We start from the raw sequence: 26,765 nt of genomic DNA on the forward strand, positions 1-26,765 counted from the left end.
AATTATCTAAATTATTAGTAAATTATTTAAGCGTCATGCATAGGATAGAGTAATCACTAATTTTTTGGAAGATGGTGCCCGAATTAGTTTATGCATGAAACCAGAAAATGGTGCTGAAAAAATTTATTTTTAGGAGGGGTAAGGATGACAAAACATGAAAATAATCACCAGTTTGTAATTTCCCAAGAAGATTGGTCCCTCCATCGTAAAGGCCATGACGACCAGCAAAGACACCAGGAAAAAGTGCAGGAGGCTATCAAAAATAATCTGCCCGACTTAATTACGGAAGAAAACATCGTGATGTCTAATGGAAGAGAAGTAGTGAAAATACCAATACGTTCTTTAGATGAATATAAAATCCGCTATAATTATGATAAAAATAAACATGTTGGGCAAGGAAACGGAGACAGCCAAGTTGGCGATGTTGTGGCTCGCGATGGAAATGGCGGCCAAAAGGGACCTGGCAAAGGCCAAGGAGCCGGCGATCAGGCAGGAGAAGATTACTTTGAAGCTGAAGTGTCCTTAATGGAGCTTGAGGAAGCACTCTTTAAGCAATTAGAGCTGCCTAACCTAAAGCGAAAAGAGCAGGATCAGATTGTTGTCGAAAACATTGAATTTAACGATATTAGGAAAACAGGGCTGATGGGGAATATTGATAAAAAACGGACGATGATGTCTGCCTTTAAACGGAATGCAATGAACAACAAGCCAGGCTTTTATCCAATATACCCTGAAGACTTAAAGTTTAAGACATGGAATGAAGTTACAAAGCCAGAATCAAAGGCAGTTGTCCTTGCAATGATGGATACGAGCGGCTCGATGGGACTTTGGGAAAAATATATGGCGAGAAGCTTTTTCTTCTGGATGACAAGATTTCTCCGCACAAAATATGAGACGGTGGAAATTGAATTTATCGCCCATCATACAGAAGCAAAAGTTGTAACAGAAGAGGACTTCTTCTCTAAAGGAGAAAGCGGTGGTACTATTTGTTCTTCTGTATACAGGAAGGCCCTTGAATTGATTAATGATAAGTATGATCCAGGCAGATTTAACATTTATCCATTCCACTTCTCAGACGGCGACAACCTCACATCCGACAATGCCCGCTGTGTCAAGCTTGTCGAAGAATTGATGGAAGTCTCCAATATGTTTGGATATGGAGAGGTGAATCAATACAATCGCCACAGCACGTTGATGTCCGCCTACAAAAATATCTCAAACGAGAAGTTTCGTCATTACTTGCTGCGACAAAAGGCAGATGTCTTCAATGCGATGACGAGCTTTTTCCGCAAAGAAGAATCTGGAAAGATGTATGCGTAATGGATTAACACAGCTCTTTTTGGGAGCTGTGTTTTTTGCTGTAAATGTAGCAGAAATAAAAAATCTGCAACCATACCTTTTCAGCATCGTCTAAAGTTTGAAAGGGTGTAAAGAATGTTAGAGAAAAATAATAAAGATAATCTGGATGGGAAACATTCCAGCAGGGGGGAAATAATCGAGTGGTTAATGAACGAATATGGTCAAAGTGTCGTTAGGTTAGCATTCACCTTTGTGAAAAAGCAACAAATCGCTGAGGATATCGCACAGGAGGTATTCATTAAATGCTATCAGAACCTGGATACTTTTCGAAAGGAATCTTCCTATAAAACTTGGATTTATCGTATTACAGTGAATTTATGCAAGGACCGGTTACGAAGTTGGAGTTTCAGAAACATAGTGTTAACAGAACTGCTTTCAAAAAGTTCGATCACTAATCATACTCCAGAATCAGAAATACTGCATGTGGAAAACAGGCAGGAATTATCAACGAAGGTATTATCACTGCCAATTAAGTACCGTGAAGTTATTATTCTATATTATTATGAAGAGTTTTCCTACAATCAAATATCAGAATTGCTTGGTATTAGCATACAGACAATAAAATCGCGATTACATAGGGGACGGCTTTCTTTAAAGAAAATGATAGGTGAAGGAGGAAAAATCGATGGATAAAATGTTAAAGGATTTAAAAGAAACGATGGATAACACAGTCTTGAAAGAATTAGACTTTACTGAAATAAATAAGTCTAAAGTAAGGAAAAAAATCTCCAACGCTAACTTTGCAAAAGCAAAAAATACGAGGAGTCTATATCCGCGAATTTTGAGTCTTAGTTTTACTTGCATTTTTCTAATAGGTATAAGTTATTTTATGATACATACACTTAACCAAAGTGAAGAACCTATATCCAGCCACAGTGATAAAAATAATGTTGGTAAAAATAATTCCATTATTACTCCTCCTCATCAAGATGAAAATTATGAAGATATGAAAAAAGAAGATATATTAAGTAAACTTTTAAATACAGTAGATAATTTTCAAACGGCTTCCGGTGCATATGAGATGTTTGATAGATATTATGACGGTTCAACTAGTAACAATAACGTGGAATATAAGTTTAGTCTAAAAGAAGAAATTGGTGGATATGAAAAAATATTTAATATTCCTGATGAGTTTATAACAGATGATCCAATTACAACGAACGAAATCTTTTTTAATGACGAAACCATTTGGAATATAGATAATGATCGGAACACATACAGTACAAGTAATTATGAAGTGACACCAAAGAGGGAGACAGTTGAGCCGAAAGATGTATTTTCGATTCCAATAAATAAGCTATATGATTCTGAAGAGAAATTTAGAGAAATTCCAGCAATAGGAGATGTATCTCTGTTTCCATACGAGATAGCAGCGGAATATTTAAGATCTAGTAATGTTTGGGAAATTGAGAGGCAAAATGAAGAGCTGCTTGGTCATAATACGATTGTTTTGCATGGAGAAATAAATGAGGCTAATAAAAATATTATGCAGCCAGATAAAAAGAGCTTTCGTTTTTGGGTGGATAAAGATACAGGAATCTTAGTAATGTATGAATTTTACGATGAAGAAGGACAATTGATCAGTTATCTTCATCCGAAAGAATTATCAGTAAATGTAACAATTGATGCAAAAGAGTTTATACCTAAGTTAGAAAATTATAATTCTATGCAACATTATTCGGATATTCAATATGAGGACCCTAAAGAAAAAGATATTAGTATTGTAGAGAGTGCTGATACCAATGTGGAAGAGGTTGAGTCCGTTTTAGTCACTTTGCGGTCAGAGGTGCCTTTTCTGTATGAATTTACGAGATCAGATGTAAAGATTTTCTCAGCAAGTTTGGAAAGATATAAAGAATTTAATCAAGCGTATTTAACTTACAGTTATAAAAAAGTAGGAAATGACCTTGGCTCTGGATCGCAAGTGCTATATGTAAGAGCATATCCTGAAGAATCAGTTGTAAGTTCATTAAATGATTTTAATACAGAGAAGGGCAATAAAATCGATTCGTTTACTTTGAACGAGATTAAATGGGAAGTGTATAAAATTAAAGATTCTAAAGAGGCGCATTTTATAGGCGTGTCGGGAGATTATGAATACGAAATGATCACTCAGGATGTTTCTGTTGCGGATGCAAAGCGTTTACTGAAAACTTTCAAAAAGAGTGCACCAAATAAATAGATGATTTAAAAAGCTAATAAGACTTGGAGGATAATAGAGTTGGATATCGAAATAAAGACCTTTACGGAAAGAAAAATCAAACCGATTGATGTTTTGAGCCTGTATAACGAAACAGGCTGGCTGCAAGGAAGACTGGATTTAGATATGGAAGAGATATTATACAAAGTGCCATCAGTTGGTGCTTGGAAGGGTGATACGCTTATTGGCTACGCTAGAGCAGTCTCAGATGGGCATTATAAAGCATATATTGAGGATGTAGTTATACATCGTTTATATATGAAGAAAAGTATTGGGATCAAGTTGGTTTCAAAACTATTGGACGAGCTTTCATGCAATCAGTTTATCTTGCGAAAAAGATTAACTGCCTTTTTATAAATAAACGGTTTTAAACTAGGCACCTAATACTAGTGCCTAGTTTTTTAAAAAACACAAATTAAACTACATTAGGATACTTAGCCATTAACCCTTGCAAAGCAATATCTGGATAACCGACTAAATAATAGTCCTCATGATTATGATGAACAGTTGTTTTTACCCATTGGTTTTGAATGAAAGCTTCAATGTCGTCATCTGTTGTAAAATATTCTCCATTAGGAAGTGCGTATCTGCCTTGTTCATTCTTCGATAATTCTGCATACATAAATATCACATCCTTTTTGCTATCAGCATTAACAATTTATTCGCTTCATAAACTAACAGTAACGGCGGGTTTTTAACATGATGAAAAGTGGTGATACAGTGATTTTTTATACTAAAAACGGTGAATTCAACAAATATAGACAGCTGCTAACGATAATTGATTCTACACCAAGAAAACAATCCACAATGTTAATAGGAATAGACGGTTGTGGAGGATCAGGAAAAACTACCTTTGCAAACTTGATGAAGGAAGCTTGTTCGTCTGTAACAGTTGTACATATGGATGATTTTTATTTACCATCCTCACAAATAATCAAAGCACAACCTGCTAATAAGCCAATTGGTGCCGACTTTGATTGGAAACGTGTATTAATTAATATCCTTATACCTGTTAGTCGAAACATAGAAGGAGCTTATCAACGATACGACTGGGAGACAGATAGTTTGGCAGAGTGGCATAACGTGCCCGTCGGTGGCATTGTCATCATAGAGGGAGTTTATTCCATTCGCAAGGAACTAGCCAATATATATGATTTAACTATCTGGGTTGATTGTCCCCGTGAAATCAGGTTAAGACGAGGACTTAATAGAGATGGTGAAGAGGCTAGACAGTTATGGGAGAATAATTGGATGGTTGCAGAAGATTTATATGTTAAGCACCATCAGCCGATGGAAAGAGCGGATATTGTGGTTAAGGGTTTTAAGTAAATAACAGTAATGCAGACAAGCATGCTAACGCTATGTAAATATTGCAAAAGAACCTTAGTGAAAAATCACCAAGGTCTTTTTTGCTATGAAAGGCTATTACTTCTGTTTGCCTGTTTTAGCTGCTTCTGTATTCGGAACAGACTGTGGAGAATGGGAATTTGCAGTACCTCCATTTGGCGGCCCATATGTATGAGCTTTATCAGTGATTTTAGCACCTTCAGAGAAATCATCCTTTGTTTTCATTTCTTTCACCTCCGTTTTTATTATGTGATTTCCTCCTTAGATTATTAATTGGATTTATATTCCGCATGATAAGAGTTTGCTCCTGCGTGAACTGATAATAAGGTGTCAGCATAACCCACAAGCCTGTTGATTACTTCGTCTGCGATTGCATACACAAGTGGGTGAAGCTCATTGTTAAAGAGTTTATCATCATCAAAAATAATAGTTGTATTAATAAATATTTCTTTATTTCCGTATAAGTTATAATGAATAATGGCTTTTCCTGCAGCTCCGCCAGTATTAGGATCAGCATAGTTTTTCATAAATAAATACCATTCTTCAGCAGTAGCAGAGCGGAAGTTTTTCGTGAACTTTAAGGAGTCTAGTTCCTCCTCTATTTCTTTTTTCAAGTGCAGGTCTACGACCGTATTTTCTTCTTTCATTTATAATCCCCCTTCTTACAGACCTTCAAAATGTTTCCTCTCATAGTTTGATCATTAACTTTCGACTTTAGTATGGATGGTTTGTACAAAGGGAGTCATAATTTAATTGAAGGAATATATTGACAAAACATTATTTGTATTATAATATTATCTTGAATTCGAGATAATATAAAAATGTAACCAAATAAGAATACTTTATTTTTTGTATTTTATCTCGAATTCGAGATAAATGTTAAACTAACATTAATACATCAAATCTGGAGGTTAAAAAAATGCGAGAAACTTTGAATAGAATAAATGAATTAGCTAAAATCTCTAAAACAAGGAATTTAACACAAGAAGAAACAAACGAACGCCAAGGACTTATTAATGAATACATTAAAACGTTTCGTGGCTCTATGGACAGCATTCTTTTAAATACAACGATTATAGATCCATTAGGAAATGATGTAACACCAGAAAAATTAAAAGAAGTGCAAGCACAAAACAAAGTGGCAATCAGTAATGAGCAGACAATTGGCAGAATATATTCAAACTAAAGTAAACAGCTGCCAGCAGGCAGCTGTTTTATTAGTGGTATCTATATTAACATTTTTTTAGTTTATAATTTTACATTCTTGCCGCTAATATTGATAACAATTTCTTCTTGTTTTTGTTTGGTTCTCTCCAGTTTAGGTGGGCCAATTTCAACAGCCTCTTTAATAGGACTTAAAACATCTTCTATTTTTTCAGCATTAACTCCATAGGATAGTTCATAAACCTCTGGCGGGGTAAGCCGTAACATATTTGATCCTAATGCTGTTTCAAATTGGTCATTGTTAAAGAAGAGATGCATATGCAAATTTTCAGAAGCTGCAGTAATCCAATGCCACCAGCCCATTGGAATAAACACAACCTGACCTGGTTTAGCATTATAGGTATGGAGTTTATTAGTATCTGGATCAACAATGGAAATTTGTGCTTCACCAGAAATGATAACATCCAGCTCCCAAGCATTTGGATGCCAATGTGGTTCGCGAATATTTCCCTTTGAAAGATAAACATCTGCAAAAGCACCGCCAACCATAGCAGGCAGCTGGGTGGAAGTTACTTTATAAATAATATTATCTTGGTTTTTTTCGTACTCCACATTATTTTTTGAATCAAAAAAGAGATTAGGAGTTCCGCTTGTTTTCTTAATATTTGTATTATCAGGGACAAGTCCTGACTTTCCCATTTCTACTACCTCCTCTGCAAAAAAAGGCTACTGTAAAGATATGTGCAGTGAAGATAAATGGTGATTGTCCGAATTAAAAAAACAGAAACAAACCAAACGCCTATTGAAATCCGTTATAATAAGGTTTAAAGGGAGGTGCTTACATATGGATAATCATAAAAAATTATCTAGTACTTCATCCACTCATGCAAAGCCTGTTATTGGGAAGGCGATTCTTTGCATGGGGCGAAACATTTAATTATATCGCTTAACACGCTTTTCTAATATTATGGCTTTGCACCTTATTTTTTCAATATCAATAAGGGGTGGAGCACAAATGAAATATACGAATGCGAACAAAGTTTTACCTGAAAAGCTTCTCTTAGAGATCCAAAAATATGTTCAGGGGGAAACATTATATATACCTAAACAGGAAACTGAGTATCAAAAATGGGGAAGTTCAAGCGGAGGAAGGCAACATTTTGACCGCCGCAATGCTGAAATAAAAAACTCGTTTAGGAATGGCAGCAGTATTGCTCAACTGGCCGAGGCATATTATCTTTCCACTGAAACGATTAAGAAAATTGTTTACTCAAATAAACGGCACTGATGATTTTCATCAGTGTTTTTTTATGTAACAAATGCTTCTAAGTTATTCTTTCCATTTTAGAATTCTGCTTTTTTCTATAAAATAAACAAAAGAAATGGAGTGAACATAAATGGAACCGTTTATTAATAATGAACAGCTGAACTTTATAAAAAACCAGGTTGCTTTAATTAATGACAGTATGAAAAAAAATGTCCCAGCAAAGGTTTTAGCTGCTGTAGTTGATGTAGCCAACAGCAAAATTCACAGCCTTTTTCCGAGTGCTTCATTAGAACAACAAAGCATGCTTAATCTTTCCAAATTAAAGACAGACAAAGAGTTTGACCGATATATTGAGCAGCTTTCAGCCTGCTTATTAGCATTTCCAACTGTGCAAGAGCAGGAGCTGAAAAAAATGTTTCCAAAGCAGAAAAAGTTAAAGCTGCCTGATTTATCTAAAATAGACTATAGCCGACTAACATATTTAAGCTGGAATGATTTACGATCGAATAAAAAATTTATTGTTTATGAGTTAGATGGAAAGCTGGTCGGTATAGAAGGAAGATTTATACCAACTAATAAAAAAAATCTTTGCTCCTTTTGTAATTGTTTTGGGGAGATTTCCTACTTCTCTACTATCACTAAAGCCAAAAAATCTAAAAATCCAGATTACTACAAGGCTATTGGTAATTTTGTTTGCACAGACAGCATGGTTTGCAATCAAAAAATCACAAGTGCCGAATACTTGACCGCTTTCCTTCACGAATCGTTAAGAGCATAAAACAGTAAATATATTTATGGGAAAATAGTTTATGCTCAGCTCCTTCCGGTTATATCAAATATATAAGACAGGATGAGGGAGGAGGAGTAAACATGGCTTCAGAAAAATTAGCAGTACATGAAACGCTAGAATTACATGAAGTGCTTACTTTGAAACAAAGCTGTCTCGTGAAATCTTATGCATTGCAATCCCTTGTGGAGGATGACACCTTAAAAATGATTTTGAGCAATGATGTGTCCAGTTCTGAGAAAGCAATTAAGGAGCTGCAAGCTATCTTATCAAAATAAAGGGAAGGTGATTAGAATGGGTATAGTTGATAAATTAAAAACTGCAGGAAAAATGCGTGATGAATTGATTGCAACAGAGCTGCTGGTTTCAGCTAAATCAACTGTCAGAACGTATGCCGTGGCCTTAACAGAAACTGCTTCGCCGGAAGTACGGGAAGTATTAAAAAAGCAGCTAGATGAAGCAATTGATAACCATGCGAAGATTGCCAATTATATGATGAAAAATGGTATGTATTATGCCCATGATGTAAATAAACAGCTTGAGCATGATAAAGAAAAAATAGAAAAATCACTGGAACTAGTGAATTAAAAATATGGAAAGACCCATGACTGCATTGGAGCAGACATGGGTCTTTTTAATTGTTAAAATTGATTGCTGTATATGGATAAATGTAGAAATATGTCGAAGATTATATCTATCCTAAAAATATCAAGAGGGACCGAGCTGTCGTCCAAAATGAAATCATAAGTTCCTTCAGGCAGTTCCTCGCCAACCATATAGTGTATAAATTCTATCTCCCTTTGAGAGTTTAATTGGAACTTCTATTCCTGCCTTTGTTTTTTGGTCCCACTGTATTGATTCAATCGGTTCACCGTCTGCATTGCGAATATCTAACAAGACTGATGTAGAGAATAATCAGAGAGAGGATACTCCTGTTACATTAAAAAAGGTAGATGAAGAATCTACCAATTGAAGCTGAATTTTAAAGCCTCTGATGACGAAATTCATCAGAGGCCTTTTTGAATGGAGTATTATTCATATTGTAAAATCCTTTATTTCTCTTTAGAAACTCACTTCACATGGAGAAGAAAGGTCTATTACTTCTTTACTGTAACCAAAAAGAAACAAGGACAAAAACAAGCATAGCTGCTAGAAAGGAGCCGAGCAAATAGCCAGCATACCGAACAGGCTTTGGAAACGTGCTTACATCATAATCTTTCACAGGAAAACGATCACCAGTAGCTCTCTGTGCTTCCTTTAATTCATAAGGAACAAATATCTCATCGTTATTAACAGTATTAATATAGTTTGTTTCATCCATTTGTGTCTCATGGATTTGTTTCATCTTATTGCCTCCATTCTAAATAAGGAAATGGAAATAACTGTGCCTTAATTGTGACAGAAAATCTATATTATAGCAATTATCTTCCTTCTAAGGGTGTATTTAGGTGGAGATTGGGGATGTTAATGACAAAAAGTATAATTGCAGGTGGTATAGATGAAGCTTGAGCAACAGCAGATGGTTGATAAAATGAGGGAAATGACAAACAAGGCGGATGCATTTCATACAGAGTACTGGAGTAAGTTCGCTGATTTTCAGGATTGGCATTTTTGGCTGAATATTGTCTTTTTAGTAGGACCGCTTATTGTATTACTCATATGGCTTGATCGGCAATGGATTTTTCAAATTTTATTTTTTGGTTTTGCGATACATGCTATGATGAACTATTTAGATTCTATTGCAGTTGTAAAGGGCCTCGTGACTCATCCTTATCCGCTGATGCCATTGATGAATATTAACTTGTCTATCAACACTTCCTTTATTCCCGTCACATTTATGCTGACATATCAATATTGTATAAACAGAAAGAAAAATTTGTATATTGGCGGATTATTCGCAAGCATTGGGACAGGCATTGTGCTTGGTGGCTTTGCTCAGGCAATTGATTATCTTCAGATGTATAAGTGGATGAATATTTGGTTTGTATTTGTATTTGATTATTTACAGTTTGTCACAGCTGTATTGCTGGTAAAGTTTTTTCAGTACTTGCGTGATAAAAAGAAAAAGAAAAGCTACCGCTTTTGAATTTCCTTATTTATCCACATAAATGTGAAATTTTCGTATACATTAAAAAAGAACAGTTAAGACAAGGCTATGCCTGCACTATAATAAGGGTATAGAGGTAGAAAGCTGTCTTGCATAATTCTGTAAGCTATTTGAAAGGAGTTAAAGAGAAGAAATTGAAGCAATTATATAAATGGATTTATATTGTATTAGGTACCGTTTTTTTAGGGATTGGCCTTGTCGGCATCTTTCTCCCTTTACTTCCGACAACTCCATTTCTGCTGTTGACTTCCTTTTTCTATACACGAAGCTCAGAACGGCTTAACGCCTATTTCCGCTCAACAAGATTTTATGAGGAATATGTAAAAGGGTTTAAAAAAGGTGAGTTGACGAAGAAACAAAAAATAAAAATACTGGTCACCTGCTATATCTGTATTGGGATAAGTGCTTATTTCGCTCCGCATATGTATATGCGCATTATTCTCGGCTGCATTGCAATTGTCCAATTAATCTCTATGTTTATTATTAAAACTAAGACAGTTGAACCGAAGGATATCATCATAAAAAAATAGATGTTAAGAGCTGAGAAGAGTAAGATTCCAGCTCTTTTTTGTTTTAACAATAATCGTATGGGAATAAATAGAAATAAATACTTGTAAAAAAGGGGAGATAATAATGGCTGTAATTACCCATATCGGCCTAGCTGTAACAGATTTAGATAAAGCGATTGATTGGTATGAAAAGGTTCTAAATTTTAAGCTGATAGCCGGTCCGTATTCCTTTCAGCAGGAGAAAGAGGATGCTTATAATATGACAAATGACTTGCTCGGAAACCATATAAAAAAAATGCGCAATGCTCATTTAATAGGAGAAAACCAAGTTGGGATAGAACTGTTTGAGTTCCAGGTGCCGAAAACAATAAAAAGGGAAAGAGATATTCAGGAAGCTGGCTTTTTTCACCTTTGTATTATTGCTGATAATGTAAAGGAAAAGGCTGCTGAAATACAAAAGAGCGGCGGAAAGATCAGGAGCAGTATGTGGAATACTTGGGCAGGCAAGCCGTATTATTTAGTTTATTGTGAAGATCCATTTGGGAATATTATTGAACTTTATTCCTATAGTACGGAATTGATGTATGGTAACAAAGATTAGATATTTAGTGGATTATACAATAAACTAATAGTACAAGAATTTCTAAGGCGATATCTTTTGAGGTGAAAAAATGGGGAATATTTGGGCTCCTGAGGTTGTGGTTGAAAAAGAGCTGGCAATGGCTTTAATTAATAAACAGTTTCCTGAGTTATCTATCCAAAGCATTAAGGAAATAGGTGAAGGCTTCGACAATACGATATATGCAGTGAATGACATATATGTCTTTCGATTTCCACGCAGGGAAATCGCGGGAGAGCTAATGGAAACAGAGGCTGTCCTGCTGCCAAAAATACAGCAATTATTGCCGATAAAAATACCAGTGCCGGTTTTTTTCGGACAAAAGTCGCAAGACTACAGATGGTCCTTCTTAGGTTACAGCTATCTTGAGGGCAAAATGCCGCATAAATTAACACAGGAAAACCGAACTAAGCTCATCGGGCCACTAGCAGCGTTTTTAAAGGCACTACATTCTATTTCTATCAAGGATTTAAAGGGAGTGCCAGTTCCATATGATAAACTGGGCCGTCTGGACATAGGGAAACGGAAAGCTGGAATGATGGAAAAACTCGAGGCTTTGTGTCTGCTTGATAACAGTCAAGTTTTTGAAAAGGCGAGAGACTATTGCCAAGGAATAGAGCATATTGAAGTCCCATGTGAGCATGTGCTAGTGCATGGTGATCTACATTTAGGTAATATGCTTGTAAACGAAGGTAAGGAGCTGACAGCCATTATCGATTGGGGCGATGTCCATATTGGCCACAGGGCAGTTGACTTAGCGATTGTTTACAGTCTTATACCAGCAGAAGAAAGGGAGGCTTTTTATGCTGTCTATGGCAAAACAGACAGTGTCACATTGGAGCTTGCCAGATTTAAGGCTGTGTATACACTTGTGTTACTGCTCGCATATGCTTTAGATAAGAAGGAACTATTATTATATGAAGAAGCAAAAACAAGCCTTGCTATCGCATTGAGCTCATCCTAAAACCTTGCCTTATTTGACTGGTAACGCAGAAATATTATATAATTAAGCTAATAATTGAATGAAAGTAACCTTTTGTCAAAAGGGGAGTAACTGTACAATAAAGTCGTCAATACAGGTCAGCAGACCTCGGCTTTATTGGCAACATATGTTGTTTGTGAGACCTTTGCCATTTATTTGGTGAGGTCTTTTTGCTGTGCCTTTTTAACTGCTCCAAACAAAACGATGGTTAGGGAAGGAGGCGGGTCTGCATGTCGACGCTAAAAAAACTTATGAAAAATTATCTCCAAAAAGAAGGAGTGAAAATTCTTAAGAAAAAAGGCTTACCTTTGTTAAAGAAAGAATGGGAAAAAAGAAAAGGAAAAAAATAAGGAGTGATTTTTATGAAAAAATTATTGCTGGCTCTCCCGATCATGCTGTTGGTAGCAGCAGGATGCTCACCAGTGGAAGAGACGAAAAATACTATTAATTATGTTAATGAAGCAACAGAGTATGCTAATGAAGCAGCGGCGTTCGCAGAAGACCTTCCGGCTAAGGCGCAGGAAGCAGTTACAAATCCGGAAACAGTTGAACAGCTGGAAAGCACATTAACTGATTTTGAAAAACAAATCAGTGAGTTCAATCAAGTGGAAGTGCCGCAAGTGATGGAAGATTTGCATGGACAAATTAGTGAGCAAAATGAAAAAATCCAAACTCAAATTGAAGAATATACAAAAGCAATTGAAGATGGTACCTTCCAGCCAGAATTCCTTCAGAATAGCGAGTTGCTAAACTCGCTGCAGGATATACAAAATATTTATGAAAATATCCAAAAGCTTGGTAATGAATAAAATGAAAGAGGTGCAGTCGAGCGACTGCACCTCTTCTTCTTTTTTGTTAGAGAGAAAAGGATAAATATTTTGAGGGATAAAGAGGGAACTCCAACTTCTTCTGAGGGCTATTGTTTTTTTTCTTCCTGCATAAACGACCAAAAGCGGTATAGTTGGCCGGCCACTTTTGCTGGTTCTTCCTGAAGTGCTTTATGGAGGGCAGGGTGTCTTTGAATGGCGGTAATTATATTATAATCTTCTACAGCTACTGCCAAGCGGTTATCGCTGCCGTATCGCGAAGCTGTTTCCATAACGGCAGATCTTCCTAGAAGGTAATCTGTGCTGACATCAAAAAAATCAGCGAGTTTTTGGAGTGTCTCTGTGTCTGGTTTGCGATTGCCGGTCTCGTATCCAGAAATGGACACTTTTGTCACGTTCATTGCATCCCCTAAAGTTTGCTGTGATATATTAGCCGATTTTCTTAAAGCTCTTAATCTTTCAGAAAAACTCAAATTATTCTCCCCTCCATTTCCATATGATGGTTCTATTATAAGTTAACTTATTGCTAACAGTAAATGTTCAAAAATAAGTTAACTAAAAAGATAGTAAAAGATTGAAGTTAACCTTAGGTTTACGTATAATAGAGATAAAGATAACGGTTTCGACTAAGAAAGAGGTGAGAGGGTTGACTAGACTTAAATTGCGGTATGTTAGAAAGGAGCATGGCTATACTTATCAGCAAATGGCCAGCAAACTAGGCATCACGAAGTCCTACTATTGGCAAATAGAGAATGGCAAAAGAGGTTTATCGTATGAGAATGCGATAAGAATAGCTAAAATATTTCATAGAAAACCAGATGACATATTTCTTCCAGAGAACAATCATGTAAGCCGTCTAGCAAGTGATGACTAAAGCTTATGACAGGTTAGTAGACTTTCTTTGGTGGAAATATGTTTTTTTTTTATTTATCGAGCTCGTTTATTTTATTATTGCATGAATCTGTGCATTTTTGAACCATTTACTTGCATAATATCATCATTAAATAGCCACCTTTCCTCTTCTTATCACAATTTTCCGAATGGGATTGATTTTCTCTCTTTACTGTGTAAAAGTATAGAGTATAAATAGAGGAGGACGGTTCGTAAACATGAATAATAAGAAGATTAGTTTCATTGGCAGCGGCAAAATGGCGCAGGCTATTTTTGGCGGTATGCTAAAGTCAGGATTTACAAGACATGAGGATTTAATTGCAAGTGCAAAAACGGCTGCTACGTCGGAAATGATATCTAAACAATATGAGATCAAAACAACAATTGATAATAAGATTGCAGCATCGTATGGAGATATTGTCGTTCTTGCGGTGAAGCCATATTTATATACAGAGGTATTACAGGAAATCAAGGAATCTATACAGGAGAATGCTATCATCGTGACGATTGCAGCTGGTGTTGATCTTGCTTATATGGAAGAGCAATTATCAAGTGAAAGCAAGATTATTAGAACAATGCCAAACACACCATCTCTTGTAGGAGAAGGAATGAGTGTTGTTTGCCCGAATGGCAATGTCACGGAAGAAGAAGTACAGTATATTGTTGACTTGTTCTCTTCCTTCGGCAAGGTAGAGGTAATGGAGGAGCGCTTGATGGATGCTATTCCAGCTATTAGCGGTTCATCGCCAGCATATGCCTTCCTTTTTATTGAAGCATTGGCAGACGGCGGTGTCAGAAGCGGAATTCCGCGAGATACATCCTACAAGCTCGCGGCCCAGGCTTTATTAGGGGCTGCAAAAATGGTGCTGGAAACAGGCAAGCATCCTGGCATCTTGAAAGATGAGGTATGCACACCTGGGGGAACAACCATTGAAGCGATAGCTACGCTAGAGCAAATGCAGTTCAGGGGAGCAGTTATGGCTGCAATGGACAGATGCACCGAAAAAAATAAAGAATTGCAGAAAAAATAAATGTCAGGTCGTTCGGAATAGGTAATATGTTGTTCTTCTGGACGAACATTTAATTAGAAATGCCAAGGTGGTGAGTCTTTACTAACTTCTTGGCATTTTTTCGTATAAAAAATAGGTCATTATTCCTTAATATTTTCCATATTTCAGCCTTTAAAGTTAGAATCTCATTCTGTATAATAAACATTAATCATTATCAACAATACCAATATTACTAGCTTATTTATGAACATAATAGACCATTTGGACCGCGAAGAAAAACAGCTTTTATTTGGGCACTTAAGCTGTTTGGAGCGATTAGTGCAACCGGCCTTTATTCATGAGTTGGGCTGGTTTTTTTTTGCTTTTGAGGGGAAAGCTAACCAGATAAAAATATAGAGATAACAGGAGAATGCGTAAGGGAATATTTTTAAAGAGGTGTGGATTTTTGATAAATACAAAGGAATATTACTTAAGAAAATGAAGGATCAGCTTACAAGCTGGTTTGATAATAACGAGATAACATTGATTGAAAACAGAGATGTATACAGGTTTTTGCATTCAATCAAAGGGACGTCTGGCACGTTGGAGCTTGATATGCTTTACGGTATTGCTTCAGAGCTGTTGGCAAAGGTAGAGAATAGAAAAGACTCATGGTCCATTCAGGAACTAAGGGATTTCTTGAGCGGGCTGATGGAAATCAGTTATGAATATGAGCATTTCCATGAAGAAATTGGCAAGCCTCCTGCTTTACGTGAAGGGGACGCACCGCTTATTCAAATTATTGATGATGATATTTCTTTGCTTATTTTCCTGAAGGATAAGCTCGAAAGCAAGGGCTGGATGGTTATTGCAAACACGACAGCGGATAAGGCAATTGAGCAGTATTATAATATGCATCCTGATTGCATCATCATTGATATCAACCTTCAGGATCAATCTGGTTACGATGTGCTCAGTGTTATCCAAAATCATACAAACCGGGCATTTATTCCGAAAATTATGTGCAGCATTAAAACAGACAGAGACTCAAGAATTGAAGCATATAGAAATGGCGCAGATGATTTCATGGAGAAACCGATTGATGTGGAAGAATTTTTAATTCGTGTGGAACGCCATCTCGAAAGGAAAAAGATATTTGATCAATCGGTTTTGATAGACGAATTAACCCAAGTTTATAACCGCAAATTTCTTAAAGATTCGTACAATCGTTTTATCAGTGATATGGGAAGGCTGAATGCAAATGGAACAATCGCTGTGATTGATATCGATTATTTTAAACGAGTTAATGATACATACGGGCATATTGTCGGTGACAAGGTGCTGATGGAGTTCGCTCAATTTCTGAAAAAGAGTATTAGAAGTACAGATACACTGTTCCGTTATGGCGGGGAGGAATTTGTTATTCTGTTCCAGAGAGCGACAGAGACGGAAATAAAAGACGTATTGGAGCGCATGCTTGATAAGTTCTCACAAGTTGAATTTACAGACGGAGAGAAAACCTTTAGTCTCACATTTTCAGCAGGAGTGTATCGAATTGAAAATACAGAGATTGGTTTGCAGGCAGCAATAAAAACAGCAGATGAAGCTTTATATTTGGCTAAGGAGAATGGCAGGGCGAGGGTTGAAACAGCTAATAAACGCATTATTTCAAAAGCAACAAAGCTTTTGAATGTATCCATTGTTGATGATGATACACTGATTCGCTCCATCTTAATTAATATTTTCAGTTCTTTGGAGCTTGATAATATTACCCTTGATGTAAAAGCCTATGAAGATGGGATGCAATTCCTTGATTCTGACAGGCTCGCACAAAACGGCATTCATTTCCTAGTTCTTGACGGCATCATGCCAGTCATGGATGGTCTGGAGATACTGCAAATCGTGAAAAAATCTCAGTACCGTAACAATGTTAATGTGCTTATGCTGACAGGCAGAAAGAGTGAAAATGATATTGCGGAAGCATTGAAGCTGGGAGCGGATGATTATGTAACAAAGCCTTTCAGTCTGACAGAACTTCAGGCAAGGATTGTCCGCCTCATTAAAAGGATGGTTTAAAGTGGCAAAGGAAATTATGTTATTAGTTGTTGTTGCAGTTGGTTCCATCAGTATTTTGCTAATCCTCCTTGCTTACTTAATAGCAAGGAAGCTTCTTGAAAACAACAGGCGGCAGCAAATAAATGATTTAAAGGAAAAAATAGCCCAGGATGTCTTCCTGTTCTTACAGGACAGAAGCTATGAGCTGTCCTTCTCTGCTGATTCAAACATAGAGAAGGAAGCACTTGAGGAGCTCCTTACAAAGTATTCAGACATACTCGAGGGAGATCAGGAAAGACAAAGCTTAAGAATTCTTGCAGCAGCTAATCTGACAGGTTATTACCGAAAAAATGTAAATGCAAGGAAATGGAGCACTCGTATGAACACACTGTATCATATTGAGAGCTTTCAGCTGGTGGAGCTGAAAGAGGAATTAATTAAGTTGGCTGAACAGGAAAAGAAGCGGTCGAAAGAGGAAAAAATCCAGATTTACCGCATCCTTGCTTCTTTTCAATATACCGATATTTTTATGCTGATTAATAAGCAGGAATACTTAGCAGAAAAGGATTATCGAAGCATATTAACAAGACTGGAAGCACCAATTTTTGAAGAGATGATTGCCCGGTTTGATGAATGTGTGGAAGAGCTAAAACTGGCAATTCTCGATGTGATGGGTGTTAAAAAGGATTTGGAGCATATTACTTTTTTAGAAAATGTTTTTCAAACCTATGAGGGAGAGCTGAGGCTGAGAAGCTTAAAAGCAATTTCGAACATAGGGATTGTTCCTAATATTGATAACTATTTTCCTTTATGCCAATCAAGTGTGTGGCAGGAAAGAATGATGGCGGCAAGACTGCTTGGCTTTGCCAAACAAGAAACAGCCTTGAAGCTATTAAAGGAACTGCTGCATGATCAGTCATGGTTTGTAAGATCTCAGGCGGCAGAATCAATTATGAAATATAAAGATGGTACAAAAGTGCTTGAAGAGGTGCTTCAGCATTCAAAAGATGCCTTTGCTCGGGATATGGCCTGGGAGTGGGTCAATAAAGGAATTTTAAAAGGAGCTAATTAAGTTGGTTTTAGAATGGTGGAAAAATGCGGTATTGTTTTTTGGCGGTTTTATTTCTATATATATGATTATTATCATCACGTTTTACACAGCTATTCTTATCGTATCAATGATGCAGCTTAGACGAGAATATCAGCTTAATAGAAAGCAGTCTTTTGAGGATATTGCTGACGGTCTGTATACAAAGCCTGTTTCGATAATTGTGCCTGCATATAATGAAGAAGCAGGAATTATTCCGAGTGTCCGCTCCTTATTGAGCATTGATTATCCGCAATATGAAATCATTGTTGTAAATGATGGCTCTAAGGATCAAACTTTGCAAAAAATGATTGAGTATTATGATATGGAAGAGGTTCAAAAGGTAGTCCGCAAACAGGTGGAGACGAAGCCAATTAAGGCTATCTACCAGTCAAAGCTCTTGCCGAGACTATTTCTTATCGATAAAGATAATGGCGGAAAGGCTGATGCTTTAAATGTCGGCTTGAACTTTTCGAACTATCCTTATATATGCTCATTGGACGGAGATTCGGTTTTAGAAAGTGATGCTTTCCTGAAAGTTATGAAGCCGATTATGGACAGCAATGAGGAGGTAGTTGCTTCAGGAGGAAGCATCCGAATTGCAAATGGCTGTAAGATCAAGGACGGAAATATATTGGAGATCGGTTTATCGAACCATCCCCTTGTTATTATGCAGATTATTGAATATTTAAGAGCATTTTTAATGGGCCGCATTGGGCTTAGCAGGCATAACCTGCTGTTAATCATATCAGGTGCCTTTGGTGTATTTTCGAAGCAATGGGTGATTAAGGCTGGAGGTTACCAAACAAATACAGTAGGGGAGGATATGGAGCTTGTTGTCCGTATTCACCGAATTATAAAGGAGTCTAAGGTCAATAAAAGAATTGTCTATGTGCCTGATCCTGTCTGCTGGACAGAGGTTCCAGAGGATATAAAGTTCCTGAGGAGACAGAGAAGAAGATGGCATAGGGGATTGTTTGAAAGCCTTTGGAATCATCGCAAGCTGACATTTAATCCGAAGTATGGAAGCATCGGAATGATTTCCTTCCCTTATTTTTGGCTGATAGAGTTTTTAGGTCCAATCGTAGAAATATTAGGATATCTATATACAGTAATCGCGATTTTCTTTGGCGGGATTTATTTGGAATTTGCGATTCTTATATTTTTGCTTTCTTGTATTTATGGATCGATTTTTTCAATGGCAGCAGTCTTGCTCGAGGAATGGAGTCTTCGCAAGTATCCAAAAGTGTCCCATTTATTGAAGCTGTTTTTCTTTTCCCTGACAGAATCTTTATGGTACAGGCCGATGACAGTATTTTGGCGCTGTGAAGGGATTTGGCAGCTCATTAAAGGTGAAAAATCTTGGGGGGACATGAGTCGTAAAGGAGTATCTAAATGAAAAGAAGGAATACATTGCTTTTTTTTCTGTTTGTCATGATTGGGCTTGCGGTACTATTAAGTCCTTTTTGGCTCTGGCAGTTTAAAGGGACAAAGGAACTGAATGTGCTGATTATGGATAAGACTGTTCCTGATAAGACATACAGGGAGCATAACGGCCTTGTTTATATATTAAACAATCAGAAATATGTGAAGGCTAACAAAGACAAATACTTCAGTCAAAGTGATTATAAAGGCTTTAAACCGAGCGGAGACAACAGCTATAAAATCAGCGAACTCCCTGATGATTTAAGTGATTATGATGTTTTGTATTTGACAGATCAGTATGGAGTCTATGAAGAAGAATTTTATGGAAGCAATAATCTTGGGGAGAGATCGGATAAATTATATGGCGGATTGGAAATAGAGGATGTAGAAAAAATAGAGAATGCTCTTTTCCAATCAGACAATAAAACACTTATTGCTGAATTTAATACGTTTGCAAGTCCTACAAGTGATGAGGCAAGGGAGAAAATCACCAATCTGCTTAATGTATCGTGGAGCGGCTGGATCGGCAGGCATTTCGACGATTTAGATGGTGATGAGGTACCTGTTTGGGTAAAGGATAACTATAAAAACCAGAACGGCAAGGAATGGAGCTTTACAGGCTCTGGACTTGTACTGATTAATAAGGATGATTATATTGTCGTCTTAAATAACAAGGACTTAACAGACAGTGGTGTCGCATTTTCCACTACCGAAAAAGGTCAATCTGTCTTAAAGGAAGAGCTGACATCCACTTATGATTACTGGTTTGATATTATCGCAGCAAAAGATCAAAAAGAGGTGCTGGCCCAATATAAGCTTCCAGTTTCAGAGACTGGTAAAGAAAAGCTGGAAGGTTACGGAATTCCAAGCACTTTCCCGGCAATCGTGCAAAATGCCAATACACAATACACTTCCTATTATTTTGCAGGAGATTATGCTGATGAAGCAGAAGTTCCAAGTTTATATCAAACAGTCGGCTTTGATTTATGGAAGAAATATGTCACATACAGAAATTCCTTTTACTGGAATACTTATGTGCCGCTTATGAAAAACCTGCTGAAGGATGGACTTCACAATAATAATACAGAAGGCAGTACTATAGAGACAGTAAAGGCTGACGGAATGGTAACGAACAGTCGGACAAATGCTGAATATATTCAAGTTCAAAAGGATGGGAAATGGGAAAATCTCATTATTAAAGGGGTAAATATGGGGATTTCAAAACCAGGCTCCTTTCCAGGTGAAACATCCATTACAAAAGATGAATATTACCGCTGGTTCAAAGAAATCGGTGCGATGCATGCTAATACAATCAGGGTGTACACGCTTCATCCACCAGGTTTTTATCAAGCCTTGTATGAATATAATCAAAGTGCAAAAGAGCCTCTGTATCTTATCCACGGTTCTTGGGTGAATGAAGATGTTCTTACAGAAAAGCAGGATGCTTATTCAGAAGAAGTAGTAGCAGATGCGCAGTTAGAAATTAAAAACATGATTGACATTATTCATGGAAATGCTGATTTGCCAAAAAGGGCTGGGCATGCTTCAGGAAAGTATGAGTATGATGTTTCCAAATATGTGCTAGGATTTATGCTTGGAACAGAGTGGGACCCTGATGTTGTTAATCATACCGATGAAGAACACAGTGGCTTAGGACAATACAAAGGCACTTATTTCGAGACAAAAGCTGCATCTCCGTTTGAGATTTGGGTTGCAAAGTTAATGGACTATGCAGCAGATTATGAAGCTAAGCAATATAAGTGGCAGCATACGATGAGCTTTACGAACTGGGTGACAACAGACTTGCTTGACCATCCTGCAGAGCCGAGTGAGGATGAAGATAAGGCGGTTGTTGATCCCAACCATATAACTAAAACAGATGATTTTCATGCTGGCCTATTTGCGGCTTATCATGTTTATCCGTATTATCCAGATTTCTTGAACTATGAAAAAGGCTATTCGACATATAAGAATAAACAAGGCGAGCAAAGCAATTATGCAGCCTATTTAAATCAATTGCGAAAGGTTCATAATATGCCAGTGTTAGTTGCAGAGTTCGGAGTGCCAGCATCTAGGGGCAAAACTCATGAGAACGTTAATGGCATGAATCAAGGCTTTATTTCAGAAGAAGAACAAGGAAATATGGATGCGAGTCTGTATCAGATGATTCTTGATGAGAAGTATGCAGGCGGACTTGTGTTTACATGGCAGGATGAATGGTTTAAGCGAACATGGAACACGATGGATTATGATAATCCGAACAGAAGACCGTTTTGGTCCAATATCCAGACAAATGAGCAGCATTTCGGTCTGTTAAGCTTTGATCCTGGTAAATATGAGCCAACCATCTATATTGATGGCAGCACAGAGGATTGGGAAAAGCTGAATGTGTCGCCACTGTATACTACTGCTAATGCTGATAATAAGGAAGAAAATGATATTCAAGATGTGAGTGTCACGTCTGATGAACAGCAAATCAGCTTTAAATTCACTTATAAGGAGCCGGTTGACTTAAACGTTGATCACACATATCTTCTATTAGATACACTTGCAGATCAAGGGCAAATGAGCACAGTTCTTGATGGCAAGGAAAAAGTGAACACAGATTTTGGTGTCGATTTTGCTGTTAAGATTGGGGAACAGAATGATTCGCATATCCTGATTGACAGCTACTATGATTCTTATTATTTCCACTATGGGCACTTGCTGAATATGATAAAAAAAGAAAGCTATGCAAGTAAAAAGAACAACGGTGTGTATCATCCAATCAGACTTGCGCTTAATAAAGAGCTGGAAATACAAGGGGAAAAAATTCCGTTTAACTCCTATGAAACAGGAAAATTATTATACGGAAACGGCAATCCGGAAAGTAAAGATTTCAATAGTCTGGCCGATATTAGTGTAAGTAAAGATAAGAAAACAATCGAGCTTCGCCTGCCGTGGGCTTTATTAAATGTGAAAGACCCAAGTCAGAAGGAAGTATTGGCAGACTTATGGAAAAAGGGCATGGAAGGCAGCGAAACCATTGACGGCATTTATTTTGCGGTTGTAATGGAAAAAGATAAAAAGATTGTGCAAACATTGCCTGAAAGAGGCAGTGACAACACTATTCATCAAGAAGACACTAAACTGTTTGAATGGGAAAGCTGGGAAGAACCAGCCTATCATGAACGATTAAAAAAATCCTATTATATACTGCAAGAGGCCTTCTCCAAAATAGGGAATTAGGGAGAGAGAAATATGAAAAGAATATTATTAGCTGAAGATGAAGATGTATTGAGAATGCTGATAGTAGATACACTGGAAGATGAAGATTACGTGGTCGATGAAGCACCAGATGGAGAAGAGGCTCTCCAGCTTATCGCAAAAAATGACTATGATCTGTTAATACTTGATTATATGATGCCGATTATGACAGGGCTGGAAGTAATCCAAAAGGTTAGAGCGGACGAAGAGAAGAAGCATCTGAAAATAATGATGCTGTCAGCAAAAAACCAGACAAATGAACAAAACCATATATTAGAAGCTGGAGCAGATTACTTTATGGCAAAGCCTTTCAGTCCGCTCGCACTATTAGACAAAGTAGGGGATATTCTTGATGAAGATTAATTCCTATATAAGAAAAAGCATATCAAGGCAATTTATGGCCTTAATATGCTTTTTCATTCTACTGTTTATTATTGGAGGGCTTGTGCTGGTTTATTGGCAAAACTCTGTAAACAATGAGTATGTAAGTAACCGAGAAGAGCTTGTTGAAAAACAAGCGTTAGTCAGACAGCTAGAAACAAGGCTCAATGATGCAATGTTTAATGTGAGAGGATATTTCGCTTACAATAACACAGCCTTAAAAGAATCGGCAGAAAGTCAGCAGGCTGAGATCGAAAAGCTGATAGAGCAGTTTGACCAAAGGCTTGAAACAGAAGAAGACACACTCTTTTCAACAGAGCTGGCGTCGTTTTATCGGTTTTATTTTGATGAAACAATGCCAGAAGCAATAGCTTACTTTGAAAGCGGAGATAGAGAGGAAGTTGCTGCTATTGCCAATAATGGTGCGACTGAAAGGGTTAATTCTTTTCAAGGAGAAATGGCTGATTACCTACAGTCTGTTTCGAACTCGCTGAGCGGTGAGGTAAGCAAGCTGACTACTCATATCGCCATCCTGCAAGTCGGTTTTCTAATTTATATCATTCTAGTTCTTATCGCAGTATTGCTTATCGGCAGAGTGATGGTCAAGAGGATTGGGAAACCATTGACTGATTTTGCAGTTGCAGCCAATGAAGTGGCAAAGGGAAATGAAGCAGAAATTAAGCATGATAAGAAAAGGCAAGATGAGCTGGCTACATTATCTGTTGCCTTTGAGCGGATGTATGTGAGCATACAAGAGAAAGAGCAAGATTTGCTTGCACAGAACGAAGAGCTCGTTGCACAGCAAGATGAACTGCAGGCACAGCAGTTTGAATTAGAAAAAATGCTTGAGACTGTACAATCCAATGAAGATGCTTTATTGCGCAGAAACAAGCTTATTAACGGCCTGTCGAGCTCTCTTGATAAGCAGAAGGTGCTGGAGAGCATCATCATAAATATGTGTGATGTTATTAAGGCAGACAGGGGTATTATCGTAGAAGCAGACAGTGGAGATTTTGCTGCATTTGGCATATCAAATGAAGGAGCAGAGCAATTTAAGAACCATCTTCATACAGGGATGTATCATCGTCTGGAAAAGGAAAAGCTTAGCTTTACAATCATCAGAGATTTAGATGTGTCAGAAAAAGGCTATCATCTTGAAAAAGGCAGGGTGCATGATCTTTATATCCCAATCTTGTCTGCTGCCGGCAGTATTACAGCAATCATGATGCTAAGCAGGTTTGCTTGCGGCTTTACAGAGCTGGAAATGGATGAATTCAGCACATTAGCTAAACAGATTGAGATATCATTGGATAAGATTCACTTATTCGAACAAACAGAGAAAGACAGATTGCTAAACACAGATATTTTAAATAATGTTCAAGAAGGAATTCAATTAATAAGTCCAAATGGCGATATTATCCATGCTAACAGCAAGTTCTATGAGATCATGACAGGAAAGGGAATGCTTGATATATTTGTCGGCCAAAAGTGGCAGGAATGGACAGGGCAGCTGAAGGAAAAATTAGAGGAAACAGACGATCTGATTGCTTATATTAGTAAGTCTATGAGAGATTCTTCTGCAGAGTCATTCACCTATAAATTGAAGGAAGATAAGATAGTTAAGGTTTATAGTGAACATTTATACAGAGGCGATGAGAAATTCGGGACTGTTCTCGTATACAGAGATATTACAATGGAATATGAAGTAGACAAGATGAAGTCTGAATTTGTAAGTACGGTCAGTCATGAGCTGCGCACACCTCTTGCGAGCATTTTAGGTTTTACAGAGCTCATTATTAATCGTGATTTGAAACCAGAGCGTCAGAAGAAGTATTTGAACACGATATACGGAGAAGCGAAAAGATTAACAGCCTTGATTAATGACTTCCTTGATGTACAGCGCATGGAAGCAGGCAAGCAGACATATGAGAAAAAATATATTGAAGTGCTGCCAATCATGGAAAGAGTTGTGGAAAACCAAGCGGTCAATGCAACTAAACACCATATAACAATTCATAATACGGAAAAGAATTCGTTCATACTAGGAGACCGGTCTAAAATCGAGCAGGCTTTCACTAATATTGTGAGCAATGCCATTAAATATTCTCCTGAAGGCGGAACTATTGATATCAGCCTCTATCAGGAAGATGGCATGCTGAAAGTAGCTGTGAAAGACCAAGGGTTAGGAATACCAGAGTCAGCTCATGATAAGCTGTTTACAAAGTTCTACAGAATTGATAATTCGGACCGCCGCAAAATTGGCGGAACTGGATTAGGTCTTGCGATTGTAAAGGAAATCATGCTAGCACATCAAGGAGATATCACAATAGACTCAGAATATGGAAAAGGCAGCACCTTCACAATGAGCTTTCCGATTGTGGAATGGAATATGGAAACTTCGGAGAAGGACGCAGTCGCAGATGAAAAGGTCCGTTATAAAGTTATGGTCGTTGAAGATGATTACAGCTTGGCTGAGCTGATTATTCAGGAATTGCAGGAAAGCGGCTTCCAAGTTTATTATTCCAAAAATGGAATGGATGGAATTAAGAAAATGGAGGAAGTACAGCCAGATGCGCTCGTTCTAGACATAATGCTGGAAGACAGCAGGATGGACGGATGGGATATCATGAAAGCAATGAAAGATTCTGAGTATCTGAAAAACATTCCAATTGTCGTTTCTACTGCCTTGGATGAGAAGGAAAAGGGCATTGCATTAGGCGCAATTGATTACTTGGTGAAACCTTATCCGCCAAGTCAGCTTTCCCGGGCTATTATGCAAACATTGCTCAAAATGGGCAAGATTGGGCAAGTGCTTATCCCGGAAGAACAATAAAGTTTTAAAAGAAGCCTGCACATATGTGTGCAGGTTTCTTTCCATGCTTAAACAGTTTTCACTTTCTTAGTTAGCAAACTAGTAAATAGGGCCACAGAGATAATTGTTAAAAACGAAGCGGCTAAAATAGGAAGACCGACGATTCTTAATCCACCTAATAAAACAAGACCATCAATAATAAAGATGATAATGCCGACAGGGAATTTAAAAATACTAGACAGCATTTGGGCAAGCATGTCTGTTCCGCCTGTACTTGTATCGAAGCGAAGCATAATGCCAATACCCACTCCAATGATACTGCCGCCAATCACAGAACTGACTAAAATATTGGTGGAAAATGTGTCGCGCATAAAGGAACAAACGTCAATCATTCCAGAGGAGATGAGAAAACCCAATAAACCGTAGGCGATATATTGCTTATTATAAAACCAAATAATGATATAAATCGGGATGCTGATAAGTATCATAGATAAGCCTGTCGGGATATCATAATGATAATGTAAGATGAGGCCAATGCCAATTAGACCCCCATCAAGAAGATGATGAGGGACTAAAAAGCCGTTAACACCAATCCCGATAAGAAGGCTGCCGATTAATATGGCGCTGATTTTTTCTGTCATTTGAAAATCACCCTAACTGCGTTCATACTATTAATAAAATATATGGACGAGTTGTCTGAAATAGAAGGGG

30 protein-coding genes and 1 riboswitch are annotated in these 26,765 nt (G+C 37.4%); of the genes, 23 read left to right on the plus strand and 7 right to left on the minus strand.

Features of this window, described 5'->3' with window-relative positions:
• Positions 1-144 precede the first annotated feature (144 nt).
• The 4 genes from yhbH (at position 145) to L8T27_RS03365 (ending at position 3,916) form a co-directional block, all read left to right on the plus strand.
• A complete protein-coding gene (gene yhbH / locus L8T27_RS03350) occupies positions 145-1,320 on the plus strand; it encodes a sporulation protein YhbH (RefSeq protein WP_233317381.1) in 1,176 nt (391 codons plus the stop codon).
• Between the two features lie 114 nt (positions 1,321-1,434).
• Positions 1,435-1,992: a sigma-70 family RNA polymerase sigma factor gene (locus L8T27_RS03355; protein WP_233317380.1), complete on the plus strand. Its 558-nt coding sequence runs from the start codon at positions 1,435-1,437 to the stop codon at positions 1,990-1,992.
• Complete coding sequence (locus L8T27_RS03360; protein WP_237940743.1) at positions 1,985-3,541, plus strand: hypothetical protein; 1,557 nt, start codon at positions 1,985-1,987, stop codon at positions 3,539-3,541. Before L8T27_RS03355 ends, L8T27_RS03360 begins: the two co-directional genes overlap by 8 nt.
• A gap of 39 nt (positions 3,542-3,580) precedes the next feature.
• The gene (locus L8T27_RS03365) at positions 3,581-3,916 is read left to right on the plus strand and encodes a GNAT family N-acetyltransferase (protein WP_237940745.1); all 336 of its coding nucleotides are present in this window, start codon (positions 3,581-3,583) and stop codon (positions 3,914-3,916) included.
• Positions 3,917-3,974: 58 nt separating this feature from the next.
• On the opposite strand, the gene L8T27_RS03370 is transcribed toward L8T27_RS03365, so the two are convergent.
• Positions 3,975-4,181 carry a DUF5348 domain-containing protein gene (locus L8T27_RS03370; protein ID WP_233317377.1) on the minus strand — a complete coding sequence of 69 codons (207 nt, stop codon included), beginning with the start codon at positions 4,179-4,181 and terminating at the stop codon, positions 3,975-3,977.
• 185 nt (positions 4,182-4,366) lie between these two features.
• Here L8T27_RS03370 and L8T27_RS03375 point away from each other — a divergent pair, with 185 nt between their 5' ends.
• On the plus strand, positions 4,367-4,888 hold the full coding sequence (locus tag L8T27_RS03375) for a uridine kinase family protein (protein WP_237942234.1): 522 nt from the start codon (positions 4,367-4,369) through the stop codon (positions 4,886-4,888).
• Between the two features lie 96 nt (positions 4,889-4,984).
• Here the strand turns inward: L8T27_RS03375 and L8T27_RS03380 are convergent, their stop codons facing one another.
• Positions 4,985-5,131, minus strand: a complete 147-nt coding sequence (locus L8T27_RS03380) for a hypothetical protein (protein WP_233317376.1) — start codon at positions 5,129-5,131, stop codon at positions 4,985-4,987.
• Positions 5,132-5,175: 44 nt separating this feature from the next.
• A complete protein-coding gene (locus L8T27_RS03385; protein WP_233317375.1) occupies positions 5,176-5,553 on the minus strand; it encodes a hypothetical protein in 378 nt (125 codons plus the stop codon).
• A 272-nt stretch (positions 5,554-5,825) separates the two neighbouring features.
• Between L8T27_RS03385 and L8T27_RS03390 the strand changes: the two genes are divergently transcribed.
• A complete protein-coding gene (locus L8T27_RS03390) occupies positions 5,826-6,092 on the plus strand; it encodes a DUF896 domain-containing protein (RefSeq protein ID WP_233317374.1) in 267 nt (88 codons plus the stop codon).
• 62 nt (positions 6,093-6,154) lie between these two features.
• Here the strand turns inward: L8T27_RS03390 and L8T27_RS03395 are convergent, their stop codons facing one another.
• Positions 6,155-6,769 (minus strand): cupin domain-containing protein, encoded by a 615-nt coding sequence (locus L8T27_RS03395; RefSeq protein ID WP_233317373.1) that lies wholly within the window; start codon positions 6,767-6,769, stop codon positions 6,155-6,157.
• 316 nt (positions 6,770-7,085) lie between these two features.
• Here L8T27_RS03395 and L8T27_RS03400 point away from each other — a divergent pair, with 316 nt between their 5' ends.
• The 4 genes from L8T27_RS03400 (at position 7,086) to L8T27_RS03415 (ending at position 8,712) form a co-directional block, all read left to right on the plus strand.
• Complete coding sequence (locus L8T27_RS03400; protein WP_233317372.1) at positions 7,086-7,358, plus strand: CD3324 family protein; 273 nt, start codon at positions 7,086-7,088, stop codon at positions 7,356-7,358.
• A 109-nt stretch (positions 7,359-7,467) separates the two neighbouring features.
• Positions 7,468-8,115 carry a FusB/FusC family EF-G-binding protein gene (locus L8T27_RS03405; protein ID WP_237940747.1) on the plus strand — a complete coding sequence of 216 codons (648 nt, stop codon included), beginning with the start codon at positions 7,468-7,470 and terminating at the stop codon, positions 8,113-8,115.
• 92 nt (positions 8,116-8,207) lie between these two features.
• Positions 8,208-8,402, plus strand: coding sequence for a spore coat protein (locus L8T27_RS03410; RefSeq protein WP_233317370.1), 195 nt, complete (start codon positions 8,208-8,210; stop codon positions 8,400-8,402).
• Positions 8,403-8,418: 16 nt separating this feature from the next.
• Positions 8,419-8,712 carry a spore coat protein gene (locus tag L8T27_RS03415; protein ID WP_233317369.1) on the plus strand — a complete coding sequence of 98 codons (294 nt, stop codon included), beginning with the start codon at positions 8,419-8,421 and terminating at the stop codon, positions 8,710-8,712.
• Between the two features lie 517 nt (positions 8,713-9,229).
• On the opposite strand, the gene L8T27_RS03420 is transcribed toward L8T27_RS03415, so the two are convergent.
• Positions 9,230-9,469: a hypothetical protein gene (locus tag L8T27_RS03420; protein WP_233317368.1), complete on the minus strand. Its 240-nt coding sequence runs from the start codon at positions 9,467-9,469 to the stop codon at positions 9,230-9,232.
• Positions 9,470-9,622: 153 nt separating this feature from the next.
• On the opposite strand from L8T27_RS03420, the gene L8T27_RS03425 reads away from it, so the two are divergent.
• From L8T27_RS03425 to L8T27_RS03445, 5 genes are all read left to right on the plus strand, one after another.
• Positions 9,623-10,210 carry a hypothetical protein gene (locus tag L8T27_RS03425; RefSeq protein WP_237940749.1) on the plus strand — a complete coding sequence of 196 codons (588 nt, stop codon included), beginning with the start codon at positions 9,623-9,625 and terminating at the stop codon, positions 10,208-10,210.
• Positions 10,211-10,365: 155 nt separating this feature from the next.
• Complete coding sequence (locus L8T27_RS03430; protein ID WP_233317366.1) at positions 10,366-10,761, plus strand: YbaN family protein; 396 nt, start codon at positions 10,366-10,368, stop codon at positions 10,759-10,761.
• A gap of 103 nt (positions 10,762-10,864) precedes the next feature.
• The gene (locus L8T27_RS03435) at positions 10,865-11,341 is read left to right on the plus strand and encodes a VOC family protein (RefSeq protein WP_237940750.1); all 477 of its coding nucleotides are present in this window, start codon (positions 10,865-10,867) and stop codon (positions 11,339-11,341) included.
• Between the two features lie 70 nt (positions 11,342-11,411).
• Positions 11,412-12,323, plus strand: a complete 912-nt coding sequence (locus L8T27_RS03440; protein WP_237940751.1) for a phosphotransferase — start codon at positions 11,412-11,414, stop codon at positions 12,321-12,323.
• A 380-nt stretch (positions 12,324-12,703) separates the two neighbouring features.
• Positions 12,704-13,150, plus strand: coding sequence for a DUF6376 family protein (locus L8T27_RS03445; protein ID WP_233317363.1), 447 nt, complete (start codon positions 12,704-12,706; stop codon positions 13,148-13,150).
• 107 nt (positions 13,151-13,257) lie between these two features.
• Here L8T27_RS03445 and L8T27_RS03450 read toward each other — a convergent pair whose 3' ends face one another.
• On the minus strand, positions 13,258-13,641 hold the full coding sequence (locus L8T27_RS03450) for a helix-turn-helix domain-containing protein (RefSeq protein WP_233317362.1): 384 nt from the start codon (positions 13,639-13,641) through the stop codon (positions 13,258-13,260).
• Between the two features lie 173 nt (positions 13,642-13,814).
• Between L8T27_RS03450 and L8T27_RS03455 the strand changes: the two genes are divergently transcribed.
• The 8 genes from L8T27_RS03455 to L8T27_RS03490 all read left to right on the plus strand — a co-directional run bounded on the left by L8T27_RS03455 (position 13,815) and on the right by L8T27_RS03490 (position 26,075).
• Positions 13,815-14,042, plus strand: a complete 228-nt coding sequence (locus L8T27_RS03455) for a helix-turn-helix transcriptional regulator (RefSeq protein WP_233317361.1) — start codon at positions 13,815-13,817, stop codon at positions 14,040-14,042.
• Positions 14,043-14,277: 235 nt separating this feature from the next.
• Complete coding sequence (proC, locus tag L8T27_RS03460; RefSeq protein ID WP_233317360.1) at positions 14,278-15,090, plus strand: pyrroline-5-carboxylate reductase; 813 nt, start codon at positions 14,278-14,280, stop codon at positions 15,088-15,090.
• 234 nt (positions 15,091-15,324) lie between these two features.
• A riboswitch (cyclic di-GMP riboswitch) is annotated at positions 15,325-15,408 on the plus strand.
• Positions 15,409-15,546: 138 nt separating this feature from the next.
• Positions 15,547-17,124 (plus strand): GGDEF domain-containing response regulator, encoded by a 1,578-nt coding sequence (locus L8T27_RS03465; RefSeq protein WP_237940752.1) that lies wholly within the window; start codon positions 15,547-15,549, stop codon positions 17,122-17,124.
• 1 nt (position 17,125) lies between these two features.
• Positions 17,126-18,175, plus strand: coding sequence for a HEAT repeat domain-containing protein (locus L8T27_RS03470; protein ID WP_233317358.1), 1,050 nt, complete (start codon positions 17,126-17,128; stop codon positions 18,173-18,175).
• A 61-nt stretch (positions 18,176-18,236) separates the two neighbouring features.
• Entirely contained in the window at positions 18,237-19,589 is a 1,353-nt protein-coding gene (locus L8T27_RS03475; protein WP_233317396.1) for a glycosyltransferase family 2 protein, read from the plus strand.
• Positions 19,586-22,843: a hypothetical protein gene (locus tag L8T27_RS03480; protein WP_237940753.1), complete on the plus strand. Its 3,258-nt coding sequence runs from the start codon at positions 19,586-19,588 to the stop codon at positions 22,841-22,843. Before L8T27_RS03475 ends, L8T27_RS03480 begins: the two co-directional genes overlap by 4 nt.
• Positions 22,844-22,855: 12 nt before the next feature.
• On the plus strand, positions 22,856-23,224 hold the full coding sequence (locus L8T27_RS03485) for a response regulator transcription factor (protein ID WP_233317356.1): 369 nt from the start codon (positions 22,856-22,858) through the stop codon (positions 23,222-23,224).
• Positions 23,214-26,075: an ATP-binding protein gene (locus L8T27_RS03490; RefSeq protein ID WP_282581420.1), complete on the plus strand. Its 2,862-nt coding sequence runs from the start codon at positions 23,214-23,216 to the stop codon at positions 26,073-26,075. The genes L8T27_RS03485 and L8T27_RS03490 overlap by 11 nt, the downstream gene beginning before the upstream one ends.
• A gap of 47 nt (positions 26,076-26,122) precedes the next feature.
• Here L8T27_RS03490 and L8T27_RS03495 read toward each other — a convergent pair whose 3' ends face one another.
• Positions 26,123-26,695: a YitT family protein gene (locus L8T27_RS03495; protein ID WP_233317355.1), complete on the minus strand. Its 573-nt coding sequence runs from the start codon at positions 26,693-26,695 to the stop codon at positions 26,123-26,125.
• Between the last annotated feature and the right edge of the window lie 70 nt (positions 26,696-26,765).

The organism is Niallia sp. Man26, assembly GCF_022049065.2.
Classification (GTDB): Bacteria; Bacillota; Bacilli; order Bacillales; family Cytobacillaceae; genus Niallia.